This window comes from Cytobacillus oceanisediminis (assembly GCF_007830235.1).
In the GTDB taxonomy this organism is placed as follows: domain Bacteria; phylum Bacillota; class Bacilli; order Bacillales; family Cytobacillaceae; genus Cytobacillus; species Cytobacillus oceanisediminis.
Window position 1 is genome coordinate 175,412 of record NZ_VLKI01000002.1, and the last position, 24,942, is coordinate 200,353.

Genomic DNA, 24,942 nt, shown 5'->3' on the forward strand with positions numbered 1-24,942 from the left:
CATGAAGAGAAAGAGATTTTTGTGGTTAGTGCCGATGCTGGTGCTGAGTCTGATTTTGTCGGCTTGCGGCGGCGGCTCCAGTTCGACTGGCGGTGAGGCTGATTCAGAAGGAAAGGATAACGATAAAACGTTTAGTTTAAAGGCGGGCCACTCCTTAACAGAGGACCATCCTTATCATATCGGTTTATTGGAACTTGCTAAGAATGTTGAAGAGCGTACTGACGGAAAAGTTAAGATTGAAGTTTTCCCGTTAAGCCAGCTTGGAGCGGAAAGAGAGCTGACTGAGGCCCTTACGCTTGGAACGGCTGATATGTCGGTTTCTTCTACAGCGCCGATTGCTAACTTCTATCCGGAAATTGGGATAGTGGACATGCCTTTCTTATTTGAATCAAGAGAACACGCTTACAAAGTGCTTGATGGGGAAGTTGGGCAGGAGCTTTTAAAGGGCATGGAGAATGTAGGCATTGTTGGCCTAGCATGGGGTGAAAATGGTTTCCGCCATATTACGAATGCCAAGCAGCCAATCAATAAGCCTGAAGATTTGAAAGGCTTGAAGATCCGAACACAGGAAAACCCGATCCATCTTGATGCTTTTAACGCATTAGGGGCAAAGCCAACGCCAATGGCTTGGACTGAAGCATTAACAGCCCTTCAGCAGGGAGTAGTTGATGCGCAGGAAAATCCTATCGTTGTAGCAGATACGTACAAGCTTTATGAAGCGAACCAAAAATACATGACGTTAACTGGCCATCTATATTCACCGGCTGTCATCATGTTCAGTAAATCTGTCTGGGATACGCTTCCTGGGGAGTATCAGGATATCTTAAAAGAAGAATCGAAAAAGGCGGGCGACCAAATCCGCGACCTGATTACAAAGTCTGATGAAGAATCCTTAAAGGTACTGAAGGAGCAGGGAATGGAAATCGTAGAGGAAGTGGATGTAGCTCCTTTCCGTGAAGCCATCCAGCCTGTCTATGAAAAATATGAATCTGAATTCGGCAAGGAAAAACTTGACGCCATTTTAAACACGAAATAATAAAACAGGAAACTTGGCGAGTGCCGGATAATAGATGCCGGCACAGACCAGGTTTTTTACACATAAGGGGAAGTCTATGGTGGTTAAAAAATTAGTAGATTCATTGAATGCTTTCATTAAATGGATACTGATCCTTCTATTTTTCATTATGGTTATTGTGGTCTTTTTACAGGTGCTATTCCGGTTTGTGCTGGATCAGCCGCTTGCCTGGACGGAGGAATTATCACGCTACCTGCTTGTTTGGATTACCTTTTTGGGGGCAGGCTATGCAGTTAGCGTAAAAGCGCATCCGAGCATCACACTGCTTTTTGAAAAAGCCAATAAAGCAGTACAAAGAGTGATGCTGGCTCTCTCTACCCTATTAGTTGTTTTCTTTTTCTATCAGATCATCGTTAATAGCTTTGTTTTTATCGAGCGAAGCATGGTACAAACCTCTCCAGCCCTGCAGCTGCCGATGGGACTTGTTTATACAGTGATTCCGATCTCAAGTATTTTATTTGTCATCAATCTGCTCTACATAACCGTTTCGGAATGGGGAAAGGAGGCGAGTAACTGATGGCTTGGCTATTATTTGGATTGCTTCTTATGCTTTTCCTCATTAACGTTCCGGTTGCGGTTGCACTAGGGCTCGCTTCCATGATTGTTTTAATGGTTCAGGATAATGTTCCATTGATGGTTATTGTCCAAAAAATGTTTACGTCCACCGATTCTTTTACGCTCATGGCTGTGCCATTTTTCATATTGGCAGGTAAGCTGATGGAATCTGGCGGGATATCAAAACGTTTAATCAATTTCTCCAGTACGCTGGTTGGAAGCCTTCATGGCGGCCTTGCGATGGTTTCGGTTGTGACCTGTATGTTTTTCGCAGCCATTTCGGGGTCGGCAGCGGCTACTACTGCAGCCGTCGGAAGTATCCTGATTCCCGCAATGGTAAAGCGCGGCTATGATAAAAGCTTTTCTACCGCCATCCAGGCTGCTGGCGGTACGATTGGGGTTATGATCCCGCCGAGTGTTCCGCTGATTCTATTCGGAGTCATAGCCGGAGCCTCCATCGGTGATTTATTTATCGCCGGTATCATACCAGGGTTTTTTGTAGGAATATCTCTTATTCTTGTTGCTTATTTTATCTCCCGCAAAAGGGGATATGGCAAGGAAGAAAAAAGCTCGTTAAAGGAAGTGGCGTCTGCGTTTAAAAGAGCCGTTTTAGCCATCCTGATGCCTGTCATCATTCTGGGAGGCATATACGGGGGAATTTTCACCCCGACAGAAGGATCAGTAGTTGCAGTTGTCTATGGTCTGATTGTAGGTCTTTTAATCTATAAGGAGATCAAGTGGAAGGACCTGCCGGAAATCTTCATTTCTTCGGCGATCACTTCTTCGGTTATTTTATTTATTATTTCCTGTGCGTCGATCTTCGGCTTCCTTTTAACAAGAGAGCAAATCCCGGCGCAAATTTCAGAAGGCATGCTGGGGATTACGTCAAATGCCATCATGATCTTAATCATTATTAATGTCATTCTGCTGATTGTCGGGACATTCCTGGAGACATCTGCAGCCATCGTCATCATGGCGCCAATTCTTGTGCCGATCGCATCGGCGGCCGGAATGGATCTTGTCCACTTCGGGGTAATTATGGTTGTCAACCTTGCGATCGGGATGATTACGCCGCCGGTCGGCATCAACCTGTTTGTGGCGTCGAATATCGCCAATATCAGGCTCGAGCATATCGTTCGCGCAATCATGCCATTCATTATTGTCCTTATCATCGATGTAATAATTCTAAGCTTTATGCCATCGATCAGCTTGTTCTTATTAGATAAATAAGAAAATATAAATTTTTTGTACTTCGAGAATTGTCTAGCTCCAGCGCCTACCCCCTCGAGGTCACAAGCTTGTCTAGTTGCGGCTCCTAGGGACTCGGGGCCATAAGCCGTTTCCTTTCAGAAGGGAAGACACCTTCTTACAGGAATCGTCTTATGCCTGTCATCCCTGGGCAGTCGCCTGGGCAATCCTCCCAAAAAGGCAAAGGACGCCTTTCCGTGAGGCCCGTCTTGTGCTTGAGGCCCCCAGGATGGGGGTCATGCAGACGTTGCCACAGGACGTGGCGCTTTTAGTCTGCGTTCCTTCGTGGGCAAGGCGCTTGCGCTTTTCTTATAAATAGAGGTGAAGGAAAATGTATCAAGATTTGCTGGAGATTTTAAAAGACCCTGAACGTGTCAGTGTGAATGAAACGGTGCTTGAGCATCATTCAGGCGGCATGGACTACCATGAAAGGAAAAAGCCTGATGTGGTTGTTTTTCCCAAGACGGAGGAAGAAGTTGTCGCCATCGTTAAATATGCTGCAACAAATAAGGTGGCTGTTGTCCCATTTGGAGCGGGCAGCAGCCTTGAAGGCCATCTGCTTCCGCTAAATCGCGGAATCAGCATGGATTTTACATTAATGAACGAGGTCGTTGCTGTTTACCCAGAAGATTTTCTTGTGAAAGTCCAGCCGGGTGTTACGAGAATGCAGCTGAATAAGCATTTGAAAAAATATGGGCTGTTTTTCCCGATCGATCCGGGTGCGGATGCAACGATCGGCGGAATGGCCGCAACCAATGCGAGCGGAACAAACGCGGTTAAGTACGGAACGATGAAGCATAATGTGCTCGGCCTGCAGGCTGTCATGGCAGATGGAAGCGTGGTTGCTGCCGGTGGCCAGACCGTTAAATCATCGGCTGGCTATAACCTGACGGAGCTGTTGATTGGTTCGGAAGGAACACTTGGCATTTTTACGGAATTAACGCTGAAACTTGCCGGAATTCCGGAAGCAACTGTTGTGGCAAAAGCAGCCTTTGAAAGTGTGGAGGAAGCAGGGAAGGCGGCTGAGCTTGTCCTTCAGTCTGGCGTGGATATTGGAAAAATGGAGCTTGTAGATGCTGCGACGATTCAAGCGGTTAATGAATTCAAAGGGACAGATTTTGAAGAAGTCCCAACGCTCTTTTTAGAGTATAACGGAACAGCAGAAGCGACCGAACAGGGAATTGCGGTTATAAAAGAGCTAATGGAGGATGCCGGAACGGTGAAATTCGAGTTTGAGCATGATTCCCTAAAACGGGCCCAGCTATGGGAAGCCCGCCATCAGGCAGCCCTGGCGATTCTCGGTAAAAAGCCTGGCTGCAAGCTGGTTGCGACAGATGTGTGCCTGCCGATTTCGCAATTGGCTGTAACCATTGCCCATACCCGCCAGCTCCTCGATGAATACAAGCTTGATGGCGCGATTCTCGGACATGTCGGCGACGGAAATTTCCATGTGGCATTCGGATTGGATACAGATGATCGGGATGAGATGGAACGCTTCCATGAGTTTAATGGAAAAATGGTGAAATTCGCGATTGATCACCGCGGCACCTGTACCGGCGAGCATGGCGTCGGCATCGGGAAAATGAAATTTTTAAAGGAAGAACGGAGCACGGCTTTGCCGGTCATGAGAATGATCAAAAAAGCATTGGATCCGCAAAATATTTTGAACCCTGGAAAAATAGTAGAAATGGAAGAGGTGCATAGTTAATGGCAAGTCATCGAATCGCCGTTTTGCCTGGTGATGGCATCGGTCCTGAGGTTGTTAGTGAAGCAGTAAAGGTATTGGAACTATTGAAAAAACTGGACCCATCACTGGATCTGGAGTTTGAAACCTTTGATTGGAGCAGCGAGTACTATCTCCAGCATGGAAAAATGATGCCAGATAACGCGCTGGAAACGCTGAAAAAATACGACGCTATTTTATTCGGGGCGATTGGCGATAAAAGAGTTCCTGATGATGTAACGGTTTGGGAGCTGATCATGCCAATCAGGAAGCAATTCCGCCAGTACATTAATTTAAGGCCTGTCAAAATGCTGAAAGGCGTTCCTTCCCGCTTTGAGGGCGAGGACATTGATTTCGTCATCGTCCGTGAAAATGCGGAGGGTGAATACTCGAATAGCGGCGGCCGTTTATATCCTGGGCTTGAAGAGGAAGTAGCTGTTCAAAATACGATTATTACGCGAATTGGCACAGCCAAAGCAGCAAAGTTCGCGTTTGAATACGCCCAAAAGCATGGCAAAAAATCCGTTACGAGTGCAACAAAGTCCAATGCCATTATCCATTCGATGAAGCTTTGGGATGATGTTGTACGTACGGTAGCTGAGCAATATCCTTCTATTAAACTGGATAGCTATTACATTGATGCACTTGCTGCTTATTTTGTCGAGAGACCTGATGATTTTGAAGTGGTCGTCGCGTCCAATTTATTCGGCGATATTTTAAGTGACCTGGGATCTGCCGTTGTAGGAGGTCTTGGCTTTTCACCGTCTGCCAACCTGAATCCGGAGGGAGATTTCCCATCCATGTTTGAGCCTGTCCATGGTTCGGCACCTGATATTGCAGGGAAGGGAATCGCCAACCCGATTGCGCAGATCTGGTCGGCCGCCCTTATGCTTGAGCACTTGGGAAGAGCGGATTTGGCTGCGGTTATGATTGAAGCCATTGAACAGGTGTTGGTGGAGGGGGAAGTACGTACACCAGACCTTGGCGGAAGCGCTACAACAAGTGAAATGGGATCTGCCATCAGCGAGGCTTTACAGCAAAAACTTTTAGTGAAAGAAGGTTTTTAAAATGAGATTGCAGGATGAGGTGTTTGTTGTTACCGGTGCCCAAGGCGGCATGGGGAAAGAAACGGTTAAACGCTTCCTGGAAGAAGGCGCTTATGTGGCAGCAGTTGATTTGAATGTGGATGGCGCCGAAAAGACGGACCGCCTTCTGCCGATTGCCGGTGATTTAACAAAGGAAGAAGACGTTGCGAGGATTTTTTCAGAAGCAAACGAGGCATTTGGGAAAATCAGCGGATTGGTCAATATTGCCGGCATTGCCCAGTCGGCGACGCCGATTGAAGAAGTGAGTCTGGGAGATTGGGAGAAAATCATGAGTGTCAATGCAACATCCCTTTTTCTCACAAGCCGGGAAGCCGTACCTTATATGAAAAAACAGGGAGAAGGCGTCATTGTGAATATCGCTTCGGTTTCCATGGTGCGTCCGCGTCCGGGCTTAAATGCATACATCGCGTCTAAAGGAGCAGCGGTTTCTTTTTCACAGGCCTTGGCTATTGAACTCGCTGAATATGGAATTCGCGTCAATGTCGTGAATCCGGGTCCTGCTGATACAGGCATGCTTGGCCAGTTCACTTCAAAGGATGCAGACATCGAAACAACAAAGGATACGGTTTTTAAAAAGAGTGTCCCATTAGGAAGGTTAATCCAGCCAATTGATATTGCCAACTCACTTGTCTATCTTTGTTCAAAAGAGTCTGCCATTGTGACCGGCTCTGTTCTGAACGTGGATGGCGGAAGGGGGATTTAAATAATGAAAGCAACAGATGTACAAATGCAAGGTTGTTATATCAATGGAGAATGGACTGTACCGGATGAAAGCAGATTAATAGAAGTGAAAAATCCGGCTGATGGTTCTGTGTTGGCGCTAGTGCCTCGCGGAGATCAGGAAGAAGTGGACAGAGCAGTCAAAGCGGCAAAGAAGGCCTTCCGTTCGGAAGAGTGGAAGTCGCTTCAGGCTTATAACCGGGGAAGGCTGCTTTTCAAAACAGCAGATATCATCCGTGAAAACAAAGAAGAATTAGCCAGGCTGGAAACCTTAAATGTCGGCAAGCCGCTTGTTCAGGCTGAAACAGATGTCGAGATTGCAGCCCGCTATTTCGAGTTTTACGCTGGTGTAGCCGATAAAATCATGGGGGAAACCATCCCGGTAGAACGAGGCATTATTGATTACACGGTCCGCGAACCGCTTGGGGTGGTCGGGCATATCATTCCTTGGAATTATCCGCTGCAAATTGCCGCACGAAGCGTTGCCGTATCGATCGCAACCGGCAATGCCGCAGTGCTGAAGCCTGCTGAGGATACTCCGCTATCCACATTGAAGCTTGTTGAGTTAATGGAAAGCCTTGGGCTGCCAAAGGGGATTCTTAATGTCGTAACCGGCTATGGGTATGAGGCAGGGGCGGCATTATCCGCACATCCAGGGATCAACCATGTTACGTTTACAGGTTCAGTCGAAACCGGAAAAAGGGTCATGGAGACAGCTGCAAAGAATATTGTACCGGTCACCCTGGAGCTTGGCGGAAAATCACCGAATGTAGTGTTTGCTGACTGCAATGAGGAGTTAGCATTAGAGTGGGTGTTAAAGTCCATCGTCCAAAATGCCGGTCAGACTTGTTCAGCAGGTTCCCGCCTTGTGATTGAAAAATCGATCAAGGATGAGTTTGTGCAGAAACTCGCTGCCTCCTTCGAAAAGCTGACGATAGGACCTGGAATCGATAATTCTGACCTTGGACCCGTTTTAAACCAAAAGCAATTTGAGCGGATTCAAGGCTTCCTGCAGCTTGCAGAAGATGACGGAATCCGGGTGGCAACAGGCGGAAAACGCCAGCCAGTCGAAGGCTGTGAATCAGGTTATTACCTGAAGCCGACGATTTTTGATAACGTGCCAGCGAACCATCATCTTGCACAGGAGGAAATCTTCGGGCCGGTTCTCACAGTCACTACTTTTGAAACAGAAGAGGAAGCAATCGAAATCGCAAATGGAACACCGTATGGCCTCGTTGCAGGCGTATGGACCGAAAATGCCAGCCGTGCCCACCGCGTTGCCAATGCACTCGAATGCGGCCAGGTCTTCATCAACCACTACGGCGCTGGCGGCGGCATCGCTCAGCCATTCGGCGGCTATAAGCATAGCGGCTTTGGCCGGGAAAAAGGGTTGGAGGCCTTACGGAATTACACGCAGGTGAAGAATGTGGCGTTGAAATATTGATGTTATCCAGGCAGGTCCTTTAAGACAGCCCCTTGGCTTTATCAAAGGGGCTGTTTTTTTATGTGAAAAAATACCTCTTAAGAAAATTCCAACTTTAGATTCAGTTTCTTTAGAGTTTTACAAGGGTAAAGCAGAAAGGTGCTTTGCAAGTTGCCAATAATATGAATTCAAACCAGATTTTTTCCTAACTGTTTTGCAAAGCATAAATACATATTGAAGAGGAGAAGTAGAATGAGTTTATTGAAGTACATAACTGCAGCATTGACGTTTATCATTTTAATTGGTTTCGGTCAAGTGGATGCAAAGGCTTCCCAGCTTTTAAAAGAGGGGTCTGCTGGATCAGAGGTTACATTTGTACAGGACTTTATGAAAAAGCTTGGCTATTTTGAAACAGAAACAACTGGCTATTATGGCCCGGTTACAGCTAATGCGATACGCGAGTTTCAAAACGATTTTGGTTTAAAGGCGGATGGGATCGTCGGCGGTGAAACAGCCAATATGATTTATAATGTCGACACAATGGCACACATTGTAAACGGAGAAGCTAGGGGTGAAAGCTATGAAGGGCAGGTTGCGGTTGCAGCCGTTATATTAAACCGGATCGAATCCAATGATTTCCCTAATGCCATCAGTCAAGTTATTTATCAAAGGAATGCATTTACGGCAATTAATGATGGACAATACAGGCTGCTTCCTGGCAGTTCATCATATCAGGCCGTGAAAGATGCATTTTTGGGCTGGGATCCTACGGGTGGTGCCGTTTATTACTATAACCCAAGCCTTGCAACAGATAATTGGATTTTTACTCGGACTGTGATCAAGCAAATCGGCAGCCACACATTTGCCTATTAACCACTAGAGCAGGCCGGGCTTAGGCCTGGCCGTTCTTTCAAAAGGTAAGGAAGCATAAAAATTTCGATAACTGTCTAGCTCCAGCGCCTACCCCCTCGAGGTCACAAGCTTGTCTAGTTGCGGCTCCTAGGGACTCGGGGTCATAAGCCGTTTCCTTTCAGAAGGAAAAACGCCTTCTTACAGGAACCGTCTTATGCCTGAGGCCCGCAGGACAAGGAAGGCTTCGTCAGCATAATCATCGTACGACCAAAAGCGGCAGCTTTTGGGAGGATGCGGGTCATGCAGACGTTGCCACAGGACGTGGCGTTCTTAGTCTGCGTTCCTTCGTGGGAAAGGCGCTTGCGCTTTTCTTATTATTTTTTATAATCCCAAAGAATGGTCCATTCATCCTTATCCTTCACAGCAAATACCTCTTGCTGTATATCAAAGTTCCCATATTTCCCCTTATAGGTTTGAGTTACGTTTATCTTATAAATGTTTTTAAAGCTTGGCCCTTCTTTTACAGGCTTCCAGTTTTTTAGCTCTTCCGGTTCACTAAGGCTATATGAAAACGTGTCTACTCCAAAATGGTTCATAAACACATGGGCCCTGTCTTGAATGTAATGTCCCTTCGCAAACTTTTCTTTCATCCAAGGATGGAACATTCCCCATGATGATGAAAACTCGCCTTGCTGCTCGAAAGAATAAAATTCATCAACTGCATTTATGGCATGCTGGTCAGGTGAAGAGAATAAAATGTTTATTAATAGAATAGCAGTTAGCACGAAAACAGGTATTGCCAGCAATATTTTTCCCGTATTTTTGTGTCTCATGAAAAGTGTCCTCTCTTTTTTTATGGCTGTTTTTTTAATGATATTCATATCATTTTTGAAACATGTCTGAAGGCCTGACAATGTCCATATCTGAAAATTATGTTTTTTTAACGGGAAAGGGGGAACAGATTATTAAGGCACGAATAAAGTATTTAAGGTTTTTAAGAAAAAGCTATATTAAAGGTAAAATGACATATGAGAAAAGTCTTGTTTGTCTGTAGAAATATGCTGAAAATTGTTGAAAATCCGATACAAAAGTTCTATTATTAGTGTATGAATTTGAAAAAGGCAAACTTATTGAAAAATAAGGACGCAAAGCCGCGAATCTAAGGTCTTGCACTATGATAGTCGGGCTGCCAAAAATGAACGGATAATACCTGGAAAAGTATTGTATAAGTTTACTAGCATTTTCCGCCAACATTTTGGATGGTCTTTTGCCATCTCATGCCCGTGCATATAAAAACCTATATAGACCTATAATTCAAATAAGAAAGGTGGAGGCAAAATGACAGTATTATTTGGTTCAGTTGAATACTTTGAAAGGGAAATAGAAGAGTATTTAACTGATAACCAAGTGGAGGAAGTTACAGAAGATCAATTATCCGTTATCACTTCCAAACTGGAAACGGAACTTTTATACGATTTTGTTTGCGACGAGAAGATTCGGAGACAATGCTTAAACAATCTTACCTTCGCTTCAGGAAATGTAAAAAATGGGGGATACCAGTCGGCAGCAGGGAATTGATAGACTCAGGTAAAATCCAATGGTTTCCAGCAAAGCAGGTGTCAGCCGCCAGCCAAGGACAAAAGTCTTTGTCTGGCGACTGACACTTTTTTATTGTAAAGTGATCGGCCAAAGGACTGCTCGATTAAATTTATTCGGAAAATTGGCCACGCTTTTACCTTTTTAATTTTTGCTTTAACCCTTTATGCCGCTTCCCGATCCATCTGTTTTTCCGTGCTGATAGCCTTCCTTTATGCTGGTTTCACAGAAGTTATCCAGCTTTTTTTATGCGGGATGGAAGGGGTTTTGACATTCTTATTGATAGTATGGGGATTACTGCTGGCCTTCTGGTTCTGTTTTTCAGGAGGGGCAGCTAAAAAAATTCTCCAAAATAAAAAGGCAATTGCCCGCGGTAAGGACAATGCCTAAAAAATAGTGTACCAGGTTTATAGTGCTTCTTTTACTTTATTTAAAATGGCAGCTTCGCGTGCTTCTTTGGCGGCTTCGTATTCCTCTTTAAAACTATTCGCATGGGAAGGGCTAAATCCGTTTTTCTTCAGGTCATCTTGAAGAGCACTATAGATAATATCGAAAGCGGCATCTGTGTTGCTTTCCAGTGCCGCACTGGCTGAAGTGTATTTTTGGTAAAAGTAAGAGAATGAAATTGTTTCCCCATTGTTTCTTTTAGTCTGGAATTCTCCATAAGCCTGAGACATTAGGGCATCAATCTTATTGTTAGCCTGGGCCTGCAGATAGTCAAAAGAAGGGTAATATTTATCTTTAATATCTGCGACAGTCACTTCTTTAACTGTATCTTGATTGCTTTCTCCAGTTTTACTTCCTGCCTCTTTGTTGGTTGAAGAGGACGTATGATTGGAAGATGATTTATCTCCGGTTTTTTTATCTGTGGAAGAAGAGCCGGCAGCAGTTGAAGTATCTGCAGAAGCAGTATTGATGGCAGCAGTATTTGTACTTGATGAATTTTCCTCGATTGTATCACTGCTCTCGTTTGCATTGCTGCTCTCATGCTGCTTTTTTGCTTCGTTAATTTTTTCTTCAATTGCAGAATTACCGTCTTCATCCGGCAAAATAATCTCATAATCAGTTTCCGTGATCTCCTCTACTTCTTCATCTGCAACATCATATGTTTTTAGTTTGAAAAAGTAATAGGCCGTTCCAGCTCCTCCAATAATCAAGATTAGGACTAAAGAAATTAATATTTTCCATACTTTTTTCATTCTCTTGGTGTTTCCCCTTTCGTTCCGCTTATAAATAATAAAATTCTACCATAAAAATAAGATAAATTTACTACTATTTATAAAAAACTTGAAACCCTCTCACTTTTTTCTATTATTTGAAGAAATTAACCCAGAATCATTGAATAAAACATTAATATTAAGTATGATAAATCTATAACTTTGGAACTATATGTAAAATTATTAACAAAACAAATTGAGGTGAAGAAGGAAAGTGAAAAAATATCCATTTAGCAATAAAGCCATGAAAGCCATTTTGGCAGCGACTATTGCCCTGTCTCCTGTTGTAACGACTGGGGTGTTTAGCGGAGGGGAGAAGGTTGAGGCTGCGGAAGTAGACATTAATCAAGAAATTGAAAATCTAGCTAGTAAGTTTTATGTATTTTACAATAGCGCCGGGACGTTTGGTTTTACTGGTACACCTACAGATAAAATAAATACAATGAGTATTAATTTTACCGCTTATTCTAGTATACCTTCTGACAAACGGGATACACTTACTCAATTGCTGAAGAATATATCAACTTTGATCTATACAGAACATGGGTCAGCTGCAGATCTTTCTTCAGCAGTAAAAACATTTAGAACAAATAATGCCACTCTTTTTAATTCTTTATTTGAGGGTCAAGGAGATATAACATCTAAACAGTTAATATTATTTATCTCAGATCTTGAAAATGAGTTAGAAAGCGCAATTGCAGCGGCTGCTTTGACAGGGTCCAGCTCTTATTCGGATGTAATAAAACGTGCTGTCTCACAAACTCTGAATTATGGCTTGCACAAAGATCAATATTCCAACCTAAATGGAAGATTATCTACTTCGATAGGTCTTTCTATTGAGGATTTATTTCTACTTCAAAGCGCACTCAATGACCATATCGATCCTCAAAAGACATTAAGATCAGCAATGATGCAAAGCGCTTTCAAAGAGAAAGGTGCTCAAATTTATAGTTCTAGTGATAATAAGTATGAATTAAGAGTCCGTACCAGTTCAGCTAATATTTCCTTGGACCACAGTCTTACTTGGAGTACTAGTAATTCAAGTATAGCATCGTTCACTGGAAACACATTATCTGTTCATGCAACTGGTACAGTAGATGTGTATGCAATGCTGGATGGAATTAAATTAATGACTAAGAGCGTTTCCGTCACTGCTCCTGGTGGCGGAGGCGGCGGAACCGATCCAAACCCTGGTGATGATAATGTAGTCCAGCCTCCAGTTGAAGTGATAAGAGTGCCAAACCCTTCTGGCAAAGTGGACGTAGTCACGAAAGTTTCACCTGAAAAGGTTCAGGAAATTGTTAATTTAATTACTCCTGAAAAGAATGTTATAGCTATCAAGCTGGAAAAAGCGGCTGAAGGTGAAGAGGTAAAAGCCAATGTGCCAGGGAATCTTTTTACAGAAGCTGGGAAGAAAAATCCTCATGCAGTGGTGGAAGTTAAAACAGAAGGAGCCAGCTATAAGCTTCCTGCTTCAGAGGTAAAGGTTTCAGAGATTGCCGCGAAGCTAGGCGTGAACGAGAGCGAAGTCCAGATTATTATTTCCGTGAATGAAGTTCCGCAAGAAGATGTAAAAGATACAGTTGATAAGAATAAGCTGAATCTGGCTTCCAAGGTAATTGAATTTACTGTGACAGCTGTTTCAGGTAATAAGAGCCAGTCTATTTCAACTTTTACAACCTTTGTCGAACGTGAGATAACTGGTGATCAAGAGTTTGATGCTGATCAATCTGTAGCTGTAAAGCTCAATGAGGATGGGACTTTCTCGGCTATTCCGACTCTATTTGTTGGCAATACAGCAACAGTGAAGTCTCTGACTAACTCAAAATATACCATCGTTGAAAACGATATTACGTTCCCGGATGTAAATAATGTTAACTGGGCTGAAGATTATATCGAGACTTTGGCATCTAAATATATTATTAGAGGGAAGCTTGATGGACGCTATGCTCCTGCAGATGATATGACTCGTGCCGAATTTATTGTTCTTTTAGTAAGAGGCCTTGGACTGCCTGGAGAAGAGTACAATGGGGAATTCAGGGATGTTAAAGGCAGCGAGTGGTTTAATTCGAGCGGGGAAGTCATGGCTGCTGTAAAATACGGAATCACTGAAGGAATGAGAGATGGCCGATTTGCTCCTGGTGAAAAGATTACCCGTATTCAGGCTGCAGCAATGGTTTCCAGAGCAATGGAGCTTAAATTCCTAAATTATGATAAATCCGGGTTAGATACTTCTAAAAAAATTAAAGAGTTTAAAGATTACAACGGAATTGCTCCATGGGCAAGAGCGGATATTGAAAAAATCTATCAGGCGGGCATCATGAGCGGAACATCAGCAGGTAAATTTAATCCATCTGGATTAACCAAGAGGGATCAAATGGCTAGAATCTTAGGTGAATTCCTCGTATCTGCTAAACTAATGAACGACACTATCGAATAAGAGTGTCAAGGAGCCGCCAAACCTTTGGCGGCTTTTATTTATATCAGTTAGGTTATAGGGTAATTTTTTCCACTATCTATTCTTTTTTTGTTATATACTTTATAATAGGAAACTAATTGGAAGATTCAGGTCATTAAAATACATGCTAAAGGTGCTCATTATGTCGGAATATAAAATTTGCAGTCCGTCTGTGTCTGAAGAGTTTGCCCGGCTCTTGGCAGAAGTTCTTGAAAAGGGCCATTCTGTTGATGCTACTTTAGGAGATCTTCTTGGTGAAATTACCGATAGGTTAGAAGCGATTGTGATAAAGAAATAGATACATAGATTGCTGGAATGAAACTAGGAAGAAACGACCTTTAAAATGCAGTTTATTAACTGCGTTTTTTTGTTTGGGAACGAAAACTTACAGCGTTCAGAATAAAAAGTTTTTCCTGCTGAGTCAGCATCCGCCAGCTTCCGGCTTTTATCCTCATGCTAAATCACTCCTCTTTTTAGGATTACTATGGATAAATGGATAGACTTGTAAATTTGTATTATTCTATACCGCCTTTTTCTGTAAATGAAACAACAAAAATTTCTGCAAATTTCTCCTCCTTCCTATGAAATGTGTCGAATTAAAAATAAAGCCGGCCTTTAGGCAGCTTTCAAACAGCATTTATTGACCCAGTCCAAGATGTTCTTTTAGTTTCCTTTGACTCTTAGCCTTTCTTCCTCTGATACAATTAGGTACCAAATTCCGCCGATATATTGGCCTGATCCTTTAAGAGACAGCTGATCGATTTTTTTTATCCCCCTTTATAATTTTCTTTTTCTGTTCATATCCCACCTCATTATCAAAAGCTTTAACTTCCATATGTTTAGCCGATTTAAAGAGTATTATGACTATCAAAAGAAGTTTTAAGAAAATTATCAATAAAATTGAAATATATGAAACTTTTTCCAATCCCATACGTCTAACTATTAGGTGCAAAAGTCTATTGCATAAGTACTAAAAATCTTTTTAAATGCTGCCTTTTTTAAAGGGATATTGAGAGAAAGAAAGAATATTATAAAAGGTGGTAAAATTTTCTAGGAGGTAGGGTATGAAGACATTCAAAGGAAAAGGTCTGGCAGTAGGATTGGCTGCAGCATTAGTGACCAGTTCATTCTTGCCCGGTGCATCTTTAGCTGCTGAAAAAACAAACAGCCAAAGAATCTATCAGCAGCTTGAAAGGCTTAATCTGAAACAGCCGGGAGTTAAAGCGAGTTCGGTTACGAAAGAGGAAAATAAGAAATTTACGGATAATCAGCTTGTTGTGAAATATAGCAGCCCTCTTTCATCCTCGGAACATCGCAAAGCTGGGGGAAAACTTGTAAAAAGGTTTGCTAGCCTGGGCTATGATGTCATTGAAATACAAGGAAATAAAAAGATTGAGGAAGTGGCTGCTGCATATGCCAATCTGGCAAATGTGACATCCATTACAAGAAGTGCTTATGCGAAGAAATTGGGCAGCGTGGATCCTAAAGCTGCCGGAATGTACCATTTGAAAAATCTTGATATCGAAAAAGCTCAAAGCTTGGCAGGCAAGAATAAAGTAAAAGTAGCTGTTATTGATGGCGGGGTGGATGCCAAGCATCCGGAGCTTAAAAATAAGATTGCTGCCAACAAAAATGCAATGGACCCGATTAAAAAAGGGCTGCCTGATCCGCATGGCACCCATGTTGCCGGCATTATCGCAGCTGAAAAAGGAAATGGAGTAGGAGGATTTGGGATTGCTCCTAACTCCGATATTGTTTCCATCGATGTTTTCAGCCGGTCCTGGTTTGTTACCGACTATACGATTGCAGAAGGCATTTTGGAAGCAATCCGCCAGAAGGTAAAGGTTATCAACATGAGCCTGGGAACCTATTATCCTTCGCCCATTTTGCAGGATGCTGTCAAAAAAGCCATTGATGCCGGCATTACGGTAGTTGCTTCTGCAGGAAATGATGGGGCAAACGTTATCAATTACCCGGCTTCCTTTGACGGTGTAATCAGTGTAGGTGCTACTAATAGCAAGAATGAGCTTGCTTATTTCTCTACATACGGTCCTTCTGTAGATGTTGTTGCCCCTGGACACCAGGTTTATTCGTCCGTCTATGATCCGGATAAGCAATCATCCTTTACAGAGATGAGCGGTACATCCATGTCGTCTCCGGTTGTAGCAGGTGCGGTTTCGCTGCTGTTATCAAAGCATCCGAGCCTGACTCCTTATCAGGTGAATTATATCCTGACACATACGGCCAAGGATTTAGGAGATAAGGGCTATGACCTGAAGTATGGATATGGAATGATCGATCTGCAGAAGATTCTCTCGTTTGATCCGAAAAAGATTCCGTCTGATCCGTCCGTGAAAGAAGCCGATGCCTTGGCAAAAGCAAAGGATCTGGGGGAATTTGAAGCAATCCCTGTCAGCGGAAAGATCCAGAAATTAAATCAAACTGATTTGTATAAAGCAAAAGTAAATAAAGATGAGTTTGTCCAAGTGTCATTGGATGGCACAGCAAAATATGACTTGAAGTTCGAATTGCTGTTCTTCCCTGAGGGCAAAACAAAACCTTCCAAGAAGGTTGAAGTCAATGATGCGCGCGAAGGAAGTTCAGAAGGCAGCCTCTTTAAAGCGCCTGAAAATGGAACCCTGGTTGTAGCTGTAAAGGATAGCTTCGGAAAATACAGCGAAGCGGGAAGCTCAACTTATAAGCTGGTTCTTCATAAGAGCCAGGAGTTACTGGATGATGGAAACAGCATGGAAACGCCTAAAGTGGTCGAGTCTCTTCCATATGCATCATCTCTTGATAACTACTATACAGATGAGCTGCTGACGGCCCCAGAAGAGGAAGAAGCGGAAGCAGCTTCTGATTCCGAAACAACTGAAGAAGATGTTCCTGGTGAAGAGGAGGCAGGCAAAGAAAAGCAAGTTCCTGGCGACTCGGACTATTTTGAATTTACCGTTCCGGGCAATCCAGAAGAGGGATTGAAAGCTGTAAAAGTTCACCTCTCTGAAGTGCCGGGCATTAACCCGGCTATCAAACTTCATATAATTGAAGAAATGGAAGGCGAACAATTCATCTATGAAATGGATCAGGCTGCAGAGAAAGGCTATGGGCAAGGTGAAGAGCTGAGCTTCAATGCCATTCCTGGCCAGAAATTTATTGTTGAAGTAACGAACAAGCCATATATGGACGAATTCATGATGATGTTTGGCGGATATGAAATCGATTTTGATCGCAGCTATTCATCCTTTAAGCCGTATAAGGTGACGATTGATTCTAAAACCCTTCCGGCTGATGAAGACGGAATTCCATTTGAGCTAGGCATGGAATCCAGCCCTGAAGAAGAGCTTATGGAAGGCGATATTGAAGAATTTATTGCGAAGAAGAAAGAAATTCAGCAAAAGGCATATGACCCGTATGAAATGACCTACCAAGATTATATTAATATGCTGAAAGAAGCAGCGATACCATTCGAAGAAAATGGCGGCGGTGAAGGATATCTGCAGACTTTTGGCGATGAAGACTGGTTTGCATTCACACCAGACCATAGTTCCATTTTTGAATTGTCAATGGCAAAGACATCGGGATATAAGCCGGCAGCCATTGAAGTACTGAAATATGATGAAGAGTATAAAGACTTTGTTTATGTATATTCTAATACAATTTGGAACCGGATGGACGGCACTGTTTCAGTTGAAGATACATTCACTCTTGGCCTTCAGGCTGGAGAAACCTATTACTTCCGAGCAGCCGATCCGATGTACAGACCGTCTTTTGATCCTTATAAGTTCACACTTAAAACAAAAGTTAAAAATGTAGCTGATTCTTTTGAAGCAAATGGAACATTTAAATCAGCCACTAAGATTTCAACCAAAGGAATTACCGGAAACTATGCTAGTTCAGCTGATACAGATATTTACTACTTCAAGCCTGGGAAGGATGGCATTTACGGTGCAAGAGTGACTCCAGGGGCACTTCCTGCAAAGTATAAGAATGTACCAAAAAGGCATAAATCAGAAATTGATCCGGTATTGGTGATCATTGAAGATACTAATGGAAATGGCAAGCTGGAGCCTGAGGAAGAAAGCAGGCTGACATTTACAGATTATGGCCTATGGAGTGATGAAGAGAGAGCTGGATTCAGGACAAAGAAAAACGCTGGCTACTTCATTGCTACGTTTGACTATTTTGGAACGAACTCTTCATTAGTGCCATATGTGCTGAAAATCGATGAAACAAATAAGGCTGACGAAGATAAGGGATCGACTGTGAAAAATAACATTCCATCCAAGCCGCTATTATTGAATCGTCCAGCCAAGGACCGCTTCTATAGCTATGGATATCTGAATCTTACTTCCAATAAAGGAGATACAGACTTCTACAAGCTGAAAATTGAAAAAGAAAAGAACTATACTCTTTCAATGGAAGTTCCTTCGGACATAGACGGCAAGGTAACCATCTATAATTCAAAAGGAGCTCAGGTAGCTGTCTCTGATTATTATGGGAAAGGCGATGATGAAATACTGTCGCTGACTTTGAAAAAAGGCGATTACTATATCAAAGTAGAAGACGCATTTGGCAATGCAAGTACAAATCCTTACAAATTAATTATTAAGTAGAAAAGGTGGAGCGATGTTCATGGTGGACATCGCTCTTTTCTTTTGGCTGTTTTCGCAAACGTTGTTGCTTTTTAAGAAGTAGTGAGGAGAGGTTGATTTCCGCTCCAGGATGCTCGCTTTCCGCGGGGCGGGCGGTGAGCCTCCTCGGCGCGCAGCGCCTGTGGGGTCTCACCTGTCCCACTACTCCCGCAGGAGTCTCGCACCTTGCGCTCCAATCAACCAACTTGTCTATCATTTGTTTCCAATCACAAAACCTATTTAAAAACAACAATCTTTTAGAAAGAGCCTTTCTTTTAGATATCCATCATTTCATTGATAAAACGATTTACTTAGACAAAAAAACCCTTTCCAACGGAAAAGGGAGACTACAATGGCTTACCAACCTAAGTCTATTTATAGTATACCCGCTGGGAGCCGTTTTTAAGAGGGTAGAAATGGTGGTAATTTACGCCAAATAAAAAACGGGGAAAGAATCCCCGTTTTCTTGAGAATATTAGTTTGCTGCTTCGTCTGTGATGCGTCCTTCTACAGCTGGATTGATTGTTTCGAACTGCTGCAGATAATCTACGAACATTTCGTAATCAACATATCCTGGCTCACTTACACGGCCTTCTTCATAAGCCTTTTTAAATACGTCATAGCCATCGCCGCCTTTAGCGGTGAATGTGTTCGTAGCTACAAAATAATTCTTTGTTTCATCGATTGGTGCATAGTTGCCTTCGCTATCTTTTACTTCAACAGATACTACGCGGTCATATGCAGGCTTTGAGCTGTCATAGACGAATTTAAGGCCTGAAACATGCAGGAATGCACCGCTGGCATTAGGAGCCTGGCTAACGCTATGCTCTAATGCTTGCACAATTTCTGATCCCTTCAGGTTCATAATTCCCAGAGTGTTTCCAAAAGGCATAGTAGTAAGCACTTCACCTAGTGTAATGTCGCCTTCATCGATGGATGCACGGATGCCTCCGCCGTTTGTGACTGCAATGACTGTAGCAGGGGTGATTGTTTTTGCTTTTGCAAGCATACCGTCAGTAATCAAGTTTCCTAGATTTGTTTCCTTTGTACGTACATCTGCACGTTCCCCATCCAGGCTGACCTCGGCAGAAACTCCGATAGACTGCTTCTGCAGTGCTTCGATTTGCTCTTTATATGGCGCAAGCATCGCTGCTGCTTCTGCATCTTCCAGCTTAGCAGCTATATCAACAAGCTCGCCTTCATAAGCTGTCACTTTTCCGTTTTCATCAAAGTCAACGCTTAATGTACCAAGGAACTTGCCGTATTCATTTGCCTGTACAATGACCGTTGGTTCTGTTTTGCCCTCCGTAATGAAGGAAGGACCAGATAATTTCGTATGGGTATGTCCGCCTACTATCACATCGATGCCTTCCACTTGCTTAGCTAATTCAAGGTCATTGTCGAATTCAACATTGTCATCGTAGCCAAGGTGAGTAAGGGCGATAATTTTGTTGACTCCCTGAGCCTCAAGCATTTCAACTGAATTTCTTGCTTCTTCGATATAATTTGTAAATACAACTGAACCTGGGCTGGAGATTTCAGCTGTTTCTTCTGTTGTTAATCCAAAAATACCGACTTTTTCGCCATGAACCTCTTTAATAATCGCATTGTAGATTTTTCCGTCTTCAGGATTTTCGGCAATGGTTCCCCCATCAAATAATCCATCAAATAGAGAATCCTGAGAGAAATCAGCATTCGCACTTACAAATGGGAATTTGGCATTCGTGACAAAATCAGCCAGTGCCTGATGGCCCTCATCGCTGGCTCCCAGGTCAAACTCATGATTTCCGAATGTCATAGCATCATAGTTTAAGTAGTTCATAAACTCAAGATCTGCTTGTCCCAGGAATTCATTGAAATATAGAGTTCCGGAAAAGACATCGCCGGCATCAAGCAATAAAGCGTCCGGCTTTTGTGCACGGAACTCTTTTACAGCTGTTACACGTTTCGCAGCACTTGCAACATTCGCATGTGTGTCATTTGTGTGCATGATTGAAAGTTCATAGAATCCTTTCGCTGCATCTGAGCGATGAAGGAAGATTGCAAAATCTCCGCGCTTCGCATTTTGTGCAACCCCAAATTTGCCGGAAGCTACTCCTTGTGCAATTTCATTTGCAACTAAAGCTTCGACTGCCTTCGCGTAACGCTCATTTACATCTGTGAATTCAAGGTCAGTAGAACCTTTTAAGCTAAAGCCCTTTTTAATCCAGACAGCCAGTTCGCCTCTGGTAATGGAGGATTGGGATCCAAAAGAAGTGGCTGTCTTTCCGCTAGTGATGCCTGCTTCTTTAAGGGCATTAACAGCACCCGCAGCACGGTCCGGTACATCTGTGAAACCGGAAGCAGGAGCGTTCTCTGTATTCAGGCCTAGAACATTAGCAACCAGGATAGCAGCATCCACACGTTTGATGTTTTGGTCTGTGCCAAAAGAAGTAGATGTAATACCGTTGGCCCCATTAGAAACTAAAAAGTCAACGGCATCCTGATAGCGCTCAGGTACATCCGTAAATTTGGAAGCCGCAGATGCAGAAAGCGCGATGGCAGAGGCTACTAATGCTGCAGCGGCAGCAGTGCTAATAAACTTGCGGTAGATCTTTTTGTTTTCCATTGTTTTCCTCCTCATTATTACCGGTTTAGGGCCATTAGGTAAAGATATGTATATATTTGATTAGATTGATAGTGATAGAGACTTAGACCCATCAACATTATAACAATTAAACCCAGCTAATTGTCAGATAGATTAATATATTTTTACAATTTTCACGTTTTTTTTACATAGAAAGAGGAACAGCTGCCATAAAGCTGTTCCTCACTGGATTATCTGCGGATGAAACCTGTTAAGGTGTATTTCAGAACTTCTTTCCTTGTCAGGCTTTTAAATGATTTTTTGCTGAAATTCTTTGTTTTAATAGGGGTAATAAAGTCGGTCTCTGCGAATTGCCTTGGGTAAGAAGGGAAGATGGCCAGGATTTCATTTCCTTCGAGTCCTTCTTTTATTTGCTGCTTTTTATTTACGGTAATCCCTGGCTTCACTTTTTGCTTAACCAATTTGCCGCTTTCTGTTATTACATAGACATAAGTGTTGTCCTTTTGCTTTTTCGCTGTGTTTGCAGGAATAATGACAGCGTCTTTAATTTCATTTGTAATGATTGTAAGGCCAGTGTGGGCCCCAGGGTGAAGGTCTTTATTGTCGCCTTCCAATTCAATATAGAAGGGGTATACGCTCTCTTCCTCAAGGGAAGGCTCCTCCTCTGGATAGGAGAGTACTTTGGAAACAAACCCTTTTAATCTCTCATTGATCACTGTTGGATAGATAAGGGCGGGCATCCCGGTTTCCACTATGGTTAATTCTTTTTCATCAAGCAGCCCTTTCACAGCTGGAATGGATGATTTAATCACTATGACCGGGTTGTTTAAATCGGCATTTACTTTTGTGACCATTCCTTCAACATTGCTTGAGACTTTTAGTCTGCTCGATTGTTCATCCATATTATCAATCTGTTTTTCGAGTAGATCCGCTTCTTTTTCCAGCAGCTCTTTTTCAAGCTCCTTATTGTAGATTTCTCTTTCTACATCTACAACAGAGTTGTAAACCAAATTCATGGATTCTGAATGATTACTGTTATCCAAGTCATTAGTGTTATTGTATGTTCCTTTCGATTCAATAACCGAAATGAAACTGCGAAGCTCATCAATGTGATCTTCCAGGCTGTCTATTTGGTCTTCGACTTTATCCAAATTGGCTTCCATATTTCGTTTGTCTGCCTCTATATTGAAAGAATCGTATTCAAATAGAGCATCACCAGGATTAACTGTGTCCCCTTCCTTTACAAGAAATTGATTAAAGGAGCCGATGTCTTCATCAAAATAAACATAATGTTCTTCAGAGGATGTAACTACGCCCTCTGTCTTAAGGCTTTCTTTTAAATCTCCCTTGCCGATTGCTTGCCACCGGTCCACATATGCAGATCGTGCGATTTTGCTGTCGTCTTTGAGGATCAGAAAAAAATTGCAGGCAATCAGAGCAATTACAGAAGCACCCAATACCGCGAGCGTCCATTTTTTCATCTTATTCAACACCTTTATAAAAGCTTCTCAAATTTTATAAATGAAAGGAAAGAAGAAATTAACCAGAATGTCATATGTATGAGCAGTACATACATAAAAATTCTTCCTCGTTTTCTATCAGAAATATATACTAGCCCTTTATATTGAATGTAGAATACAAAAAGGCTAAAAATGGATAGTTGCCCAAAGAAATAAATGATTAATGTATGGTCTGTCAAATATTGTGCAATAAGTCCCAGAGAGAATGGGGAAGAGCTTTTGTCAAGGCCGAGCTTCCAAAAGAAGGGCACCTGCAGGGCTTTTTCTGCTAAAAGAACGGAAACAGCAAACATCTGGATAACAAGCACTTTAATAAAGGGGATGTCTGTCAACGCCCAGAAAAATGCTGCCGGAATGTATAGCATGATCGCAGTATATACAAGAGACCAGAGGATCTGGCCAGCCAAGAATAATAGCTTTCTCGTTTCGAAGTCCCCAGCTGAAGAATTGGTCAATTCTCTCGATATGATTTCAGTGCCTATTCCGAGAAAGGCGCTGGCTGTAAAAATAATCAAACTGGATAAAAATAACATTAACACTCTGATGCGATAATTTCTGATTTCTTCGGCTTTATCAAGCTGATAGAGAGCATTGTTAGGATGCAGCAGTCCCTTTAAAAGGCGGACCTGATAGATCATGAAAAATCCTCCAGTATTAAGATAGAATGACAAAAATGCAACAATCTTTATTTTAACTTAAAAACTGACAAAATGGCACATATTATGCCATGAATTGGAATGTAAAATAATAGAAACAGGACTTTTGTCCCTGAAGGATACGGTCGGTTTACGGTGGGGATAAGAAACACAAAAAAAGCCCGCCTCTATTTAATAGAGGCGGTGATGCCTAATTCTTTACGTCCCAGGTGCTTATTTTCTTTTTAATAAATTGAATATATTTTTCGTCCATCTGCAGTTCAAAAATAATTAGCGCTTTCTCCATATAGGATTTTGCTATCTGAATTTGCTTTTTCAGTTCATAGTTATAGCCGACATGGTAGTGCAGCTCGCCAAGTAAGTATAAATTGTCTCGTTCGATACAATAATCAATGGCCTGTTTGCAATAACGGATAGACTGGTCCAGCTTACCGAGCCGGGTCAAGGTTCGAGCGAGATTATAATACAGCCGGGATTTGATTGTATCATCCTGCAGATAGGGGAGCAGTTTCAATTGTTCCTTTGCAGGTTCATAAATTGACAGGGCGTCATCAAGGTTTTCTTCCTCAAATAGAATGATGCCCTTACTGAGGGAGATTTCAATTTCCCGTTCTGACCAGACTTTATCATGTGTAAGCTGAATGGCATCATCCAGAAGCTTGAAAGCTTTTGATACATTTTTGTTCAGGTGGTATTCATAAATGCCTTTATGCCATAACAAAAGCTGCAGGTTTTTCCGGTTTTGCAGGAAGAGGGCATTTTTTTCTTCCGTTTTGACAATTTGGTAAATCTCCTCATATTCCAGGTTTCTTCTAGCCAGCTTTAACTGTCTGCTTACTTCCTGGACATAATCGATCCGGGGCGTTGTGCCAATGTCAAAAAAGTAGTTTACATCGACGCCTAATCGCTGAGAAATTAAATATAGAGTGGACGCATAAGGAAACACATCACCCTTTTCAATTTTGCTGATTTGAGCCTGTGTGCATATGCCGTGTGCAAGTTCGCTTTGGGAAAGTCCCATTAATTTTCTAAGCTCTTTAATCTTATCGCCAATTGCCGAGAAATTCATATCCTATCTCCCCCTTAAAATTATGCCTAGAGTTATATTTTTTCCTGCTAGATTGCTTATTTTGAAGATTTCTATAGGAAAATAACGTTATACCTTGCTTTAAAGCGAATTTGCCATTTTTAAAAATATGGTTAAATAGGACTGTAAGCATATTACTATTATTAAATTACTTTGAATTTATTAAGTTAAGGGGGCCTGTGTTATGAAAAAAAGAATTTTGGCTGTTTTAGCAGTAGTTACATTGGTATTAGGTTTTGCCGGAGCATCGGCTAGTGCTGCAGGTCAGGATCAAGGCGGAATCCGCACACTTGAACTTCCATCTGTTCACTAAAATCATTTTTTATATTTATGGGTAGTTTCTCCCATTATGTTTATCAGCTTTACGAACCATATCTTATTAATCTCCATTTGTCACCTCTGAATAAGAGGTGATCTTTTTTTGATCCAAAAACACTAGGGAGTTCTGACTATATAAGCAGATCCATTGAATGAGGAATTTTTATTGA

The 24,942-nt window shown here is 42.3% G+C and carries 20 protein-coding genes and 1 riboswitch; of the genes, 14 read left to right on the plus strand and 6 right to left on the minus strand.

All coding sequences use genetic code 11. The features are described 5' to 3' along the window. Position 1 precedes the first annotated feature (1 nt). The 8 genes from IQ19_RS04690 to IQ19_RS04725 all read left to right on the plus strand — a co-directional run bounded on the left by IQ19_RS04690 (position 2) and on the right by IQ19_RS04725 (position 8,723). The gene (locus tag IQ19_RS04690; protein WP_144540383.1) at positions 2-1,036 is read left to right on the plus strand and encodes a TRAP transporter substrate-binding protein; all 1,035 of its coding nucleotides are present in this window, start codon (positions 2-4) and stop codon (positions 1,034-1,036) included. Positions 1,037-1,112: 76 nt separating this feature from the next. After that, on the plus strand, positions 1,113-1,592 hold the full coding sequence (locus IQ19_RS04695) for a TRAP transporter small permease (RefSeq protein ID WP_144540385.1): 480 nt from the start codon (positions 1,113-1,115) through the stop codon (positions 1,590-1,592). After that, positions 1,592-2,860: a TRAP transporter large permease gene (locus IQ19_RS04700; protein ID WP_144540387.1), complete on the plus strand. Its 1,269-nt coding sequence runs from the start codon at positions 1,592-1,594 to the stop codon at positions 2,858-2,860. The genes IQ19_RS04695 and IQ19_RS04700 overlap by 1 nt, the downstream gene beginning before the upstream one ends. A gap of 349 nt (positions 2,861-3,209) precedes the next feature. Continuing rightward, on the plus strand, positions 3,210-4,586 hold the full coding sequence (locus tag IQ19_RS04705) for an FAD-binding oxidoreductase (protein WP_144540389.1): 1,377 nt from the start codon (positions 3,210-3,212) through the stop codon (positions 4,584-4,586). After that, the gene (locus tag IQ19_RS04710) at positions 4,586-5,668 is read left to right on the plus strand and encodes a tartrate dehydrogenase (RefSeq protein ID WP_144540391.1); all 1,083 of its coding nucleotides are present in this window, start codon (positions 4,586-4,588) and stop codon (positions 5,666-5,668) included. The genes IQ19_RS04705 and IQ19_RS04710 overlap by 1 nt, the downstream gene beginning before the upstream one ends. A gap of 1 nt (position 5,669) precedes the next feature. After that, positions 5,670-6,410, plus strand: coding sequence for an SDR family NAD(P)-dependent oxidoreductase (locus IQ19_RS04715; protein ID WP_144540393.1), 741 nt, complete (start codon positions 5,670-5,672; stop codon positions 6,408-6,410). Between the two features lie 3 nt (positions 6,411-6,413). After that, positions 6,414-7,871: an aldehyde dehydrogenase family protein gene (locus IQ19_RS04720; RefSeq protein WP_199749378.1), complete on the plus strand. Its 1,458-nt coding sequence runs from the start codon at positions 6,414-6,416 to the stop codon at positions 7,869-7,871. Positions 7,872-8,102: 231 nt separating this feature from the next. Next, positions 8,103-8,723 carry a cell wall hydrolase gene (locus IQ19_RS04725; protein WP_144540395.1) on the plus strand — a complete coding sequence of 207 codons (621 nt, stop codon included), beginning with the start codon at positions 8,103-8,105 and terminating at the stop codon, positions 8,721-8,723. Positions 8,724-9,076: 353 nt separating this feature from the next. Here the strand turns inward: IQ19_RS04725 and IQ19_RS04730 are convergent, their stop codons facing one another. Continuing rightward, positions 9,077-9,535 carry a hypothetical protein gene (locus IQ19_RS04730; protein WP_144540397.1) on the minus strand — a complete coding sequence of 153 codons (459 nt, stop codon included), beginning with the start codon at positions 9,533-9,535 and terminating at the stop codon, positions 9,077-9,079. Positions 9,536-9,812: 277 nt separating this feature from the next. Beyond that, a riboswitch (cyclic di-GMP riboswitch) is annotated at positions 9,813-9,896 on the plus strand. A gap of 144 nt (positions 9,897-10,040) precedes the next feature. Here IQ19_RS04730 and IQ19_RS04735 point away from each other — a divergent pair. Together IQ19_RS04735 and IQ19_RS29260 are read left to right on the plus strand one after the other, a co-directional pair. After that, positions 10,041-10,280, plus strand: a complete 240-nt coding sequence (locus IQ19_RS04735; protein WP_144540399.1) for a hypothetical protein — start codon at positions 10,041-10,043, stop codon at positions 10,278-10,280. 165 nt (positions 10,281-10,445) lie between these two features. After that, positions 10,446-10,688 (plus strand): hypothetical protein, encoded by a 243-nt coding sequence (locus IQ19_RS29260; RefSeq protein ID WP_422386968.1) that lies wholly within the window; start codon positions 10,446-10,448, stop codon positions 10,686-10,688. A gap of 17 nt (positions 10,689-10,705) precedes the next feature. Here IQ19_RS29260 and IQ19_RS04740 read toward each other — a convergent pair whose 3' ends face one another. Next, positions 10,706-11,497, minus strand: coding sequence for a hypothetical protein (locus IQ19_RS04740; RefSeq protein WP_144540401.1), 792 nt, complete (start codon positions 11,495-11,497; stop codon positions 10,706-10,708). Positions 11,498-11,729: 232 nt separating this feature from the next. Between IQ19_RS04740 and IQ19_RS04745 the strand changes: the two genes are divergently transcribed. From IQ19_RS04745 to IQ19_RS04750, 3 genes are all read left to right on the plus strand, one after another. Then, positions 11,730-13,955, plus strand: a complete 2,226-nt coding sequence (locus IQ19_RS04745; protein WP_242020901.1) for an S-layer homology domain-containing protein — start codon at positions 11,730-11,732, stop codon at positions 13,953-13,955. Positions 13,956-14,115: 160 nt separating this feature from the next. Continuing rightward, positions 14,116-14,271: a hypothetical protein gene (locus tag IQ19_RS27685; protein WP_158638740.1), complete on the plus strand. Its 156-nt coding sequence runs from the start codon at positions 14,116-14,118 to the stop codon at positions 14,269-14,271. Positions 14,272-15,037: 766 nt separating this feature from the next. Continuing rightward, positions 15,038-18,586 carry a S8 family peptidase gene (locus IQ19_RS04750; protein WP_144540403.1) on the plus strand — a complete coding sequence of 1,183 codons (3,549 nt, stop codon included), beginning with the start codon at positions 15,038-15,040 and terminating at the stop codon, positions 18,584-18,586. A gap of 493 nt (positions 18,587-19,079) precedes the next feature. Here the strand turns inward: IQ19_RS04750 and IQ19_RS04760 are convergent, their stop codons facing one another. The 4 genes from IQ19_RS04760 to IQ19_RS04775 all read right to left on the minus strand — a co-directional run bounded on the left by IQ19_RS04760 (position 19,080) and on the right by IQ19_RS04775 (position 24,436). After that, positions 19,080-21,212: a 5'-nucleotidase C-terminal domain-containing protein gene (locus tag IQ19_RS04760; protein ID WP_144540405.1), complete on the minus strand. Its 2,133-nt coding sequence runs from the start codon at positions 21,210-21,212 to the stop codon at positions 19,080-19,082. 209 nt (positions 21,213-21,421) lie between these two features. After that, complete coding sequence (locus IQ19_RS04765; RefSeq protein ID WP_144540407.1) at positions 21,422-22,672, minus strand: efflux RND transporter periplasmic adaptor subunit; 1,251 nt, start codon at positions 22,670-22,672, stop codon at positions 21,422-21,424. Between the two features lie 14 nt (positions 22,673-22,686). Then, positions 22,687-23,349 (minus strand): hypothetical protein, encoded by a 663-nt coding sequence (locus tag IQ19_RS04770; RefSeq protein WP_144540409.1) that lies wholly within the window; start codon positions 23,347-23,349, stop codon positions 22,687-22,689. 208 nt (positions 23,350-23,557) lie between these two features. Next, positions 23,558-24,436, minus strand: a complete 879-nt coding sequence (locus tag IQ19_RS04775; protein WP_144540411.1) for a helix-turn-helix domain-containing protein — start codon at positions 24,434-24,436, stop codon at positions 23,558-23,560. Between the two features lie 202 nt (positions 24,437-24,638). Between IQ19_RS04775 and IQ19_RS28910 the strand changes: the two genes are divergently transcribed. Continuing rightward, positions 24,639-24,767, plus strand: a complete 129-nt coding sequence (locus IQ19_RS28910) for a hypothetical protein (RefSeq protein ID WP_277875273.1) — start codon at positions 24,639-24,641, stop codon at positions 24,765-24,767. Positions 24,768-24,942 lie beyond the last annotated feature (175 nt).

Excerpts from the sequence above, each read along its gene's own strand:
- IQ19_RS04690 (WP_144540383.1), top strand. The coding sequence starts at position 2 with ATGAAGAGAAAGAGATTTTTGTGGTTAGTGCCGATGCTGGTGCTGAGT.
- IQ19_RS04695 (WP_144540385.1), top strand. The coding sequence starts at position 1,113 with ATGGTGGTTAAAAAATTAGTAGATTCATTGAATGCTTTCATTAAATGG.
- IQ19_RS04700 (WP_144540387.1), top strand. The coding sequence starts at position 1,592 with ATGGCTTGGCTATTATTTGGATTGCTTCTTATGCTTTTCCTCATTAAC.
- IQ19_RS04705 (WP_144540389.1), top strand. The coding sequence starts at position 3,210 with ATGTATCAAGATTTGCTGGAGATTTTAAAAGACCCTGAACGTGTCAGT.
- IQ19_RS04710 (WP_144540391.1), top strand. The coding sequence starts at position 4,586 with ATGGCAAGTCATCGAATCGCCGTTTTGCCTGGTGATGGCATCGGTCCT.
- IQ19_RS04715 (WP_144540393.1), top strand. The coding sequence starts at position 5,670 with ATGAGATTGCAGGATGAGGTGTTTGTTGTTACCGGTGCCCAAGGCGGC.
- IQ19_RS04720 (WP_199749378.1), top strand. The coding sequence starts at position 6,414 with ATGAAAGCAACAGATGTACAAATGCAAGGTTGTTATATCAATGGAGAA.
- IQ19_RS04725 (WP_144540395.1), top strand. The coding sequence starts at position 8,103 with ATGAGTTTATTGAAGTACATAACTGCAGCATTGACGTTTATCATTTTA.
- IQ19_RS04730 (WP_144540397.1), bottom strand. The coding sequence starts at position 9,535 with ATGAGACACAAAAATACGGGAAAAATATTGCTGGCAATACCTGTTTTC.
- IQ19_RS04735 (WP_144540399.1), top strand. The coding sequence starts at position 10,041 with ATGACAGTATTATTTGGTTCAGTTGAATACTTTGAAAGGGAAATAGAA.
- IQ19_RS04740 (WP_144540401.1), bottom strand. The coding sequence starts at position 11,497 with ATGAAAAAAGTATGGAAAATATTAATTTCTTTAGTCCTAATCTTGATT.
- IQ19_RS27685 (WP_158638740.1), top strand. The coding sequence starts at position 14,116 with ATGTCGGAATATAAAATTTGCAGTCCGTCTGTGTCTGAAGAGTTTGCC.
- IQ19_RS04750 (WP_144540403.1), top strand. The coding sequence starts at position 15,038 with ATGAAGACATTCAAAGGAAAAGGTCTGGCAGTAGGATTGGCTGCAGCA.
- IQ19_RS04760 (WP_144540405.1), bottom strand. The coding sequence starts at position 21,212 with ATGGAAAACAAAAAGATCTACCGCAAGTTTATTAGCACTGCTGCCGCT.
- IQ19_RS04765 (WP_144540407.1), bottom strand. The coding sequence starts at position 22,672 with ATGAAAAAATGGACGCTCGCGGTATTGGGTGCTTCTGTAATTGCTCTG.
- IQ19_RS04770 (WP_144540409.1), bottom strand. The coding sequence starts at position 23,349 with ATGATCTATCAGGTCCGCCTTTTAAAGGGACTGCTGCATCCTAACAAT.
- IQ19_RS04775 (WP_144540411.1), bottom strand. The coding sequence starts at position 24,436 with ATGAATTTCTCGGCAATTGGCGATAAGATTAAAGAGCTTAGAAAATTA.
- IQ19_RS28910 (WP_277875273.1), top strand. The coding sequence starts at position 24,639 with ATGAAAAAAAGAATTTTGGCTGTTTTAGCAGTAGTTACATTGGTATTA.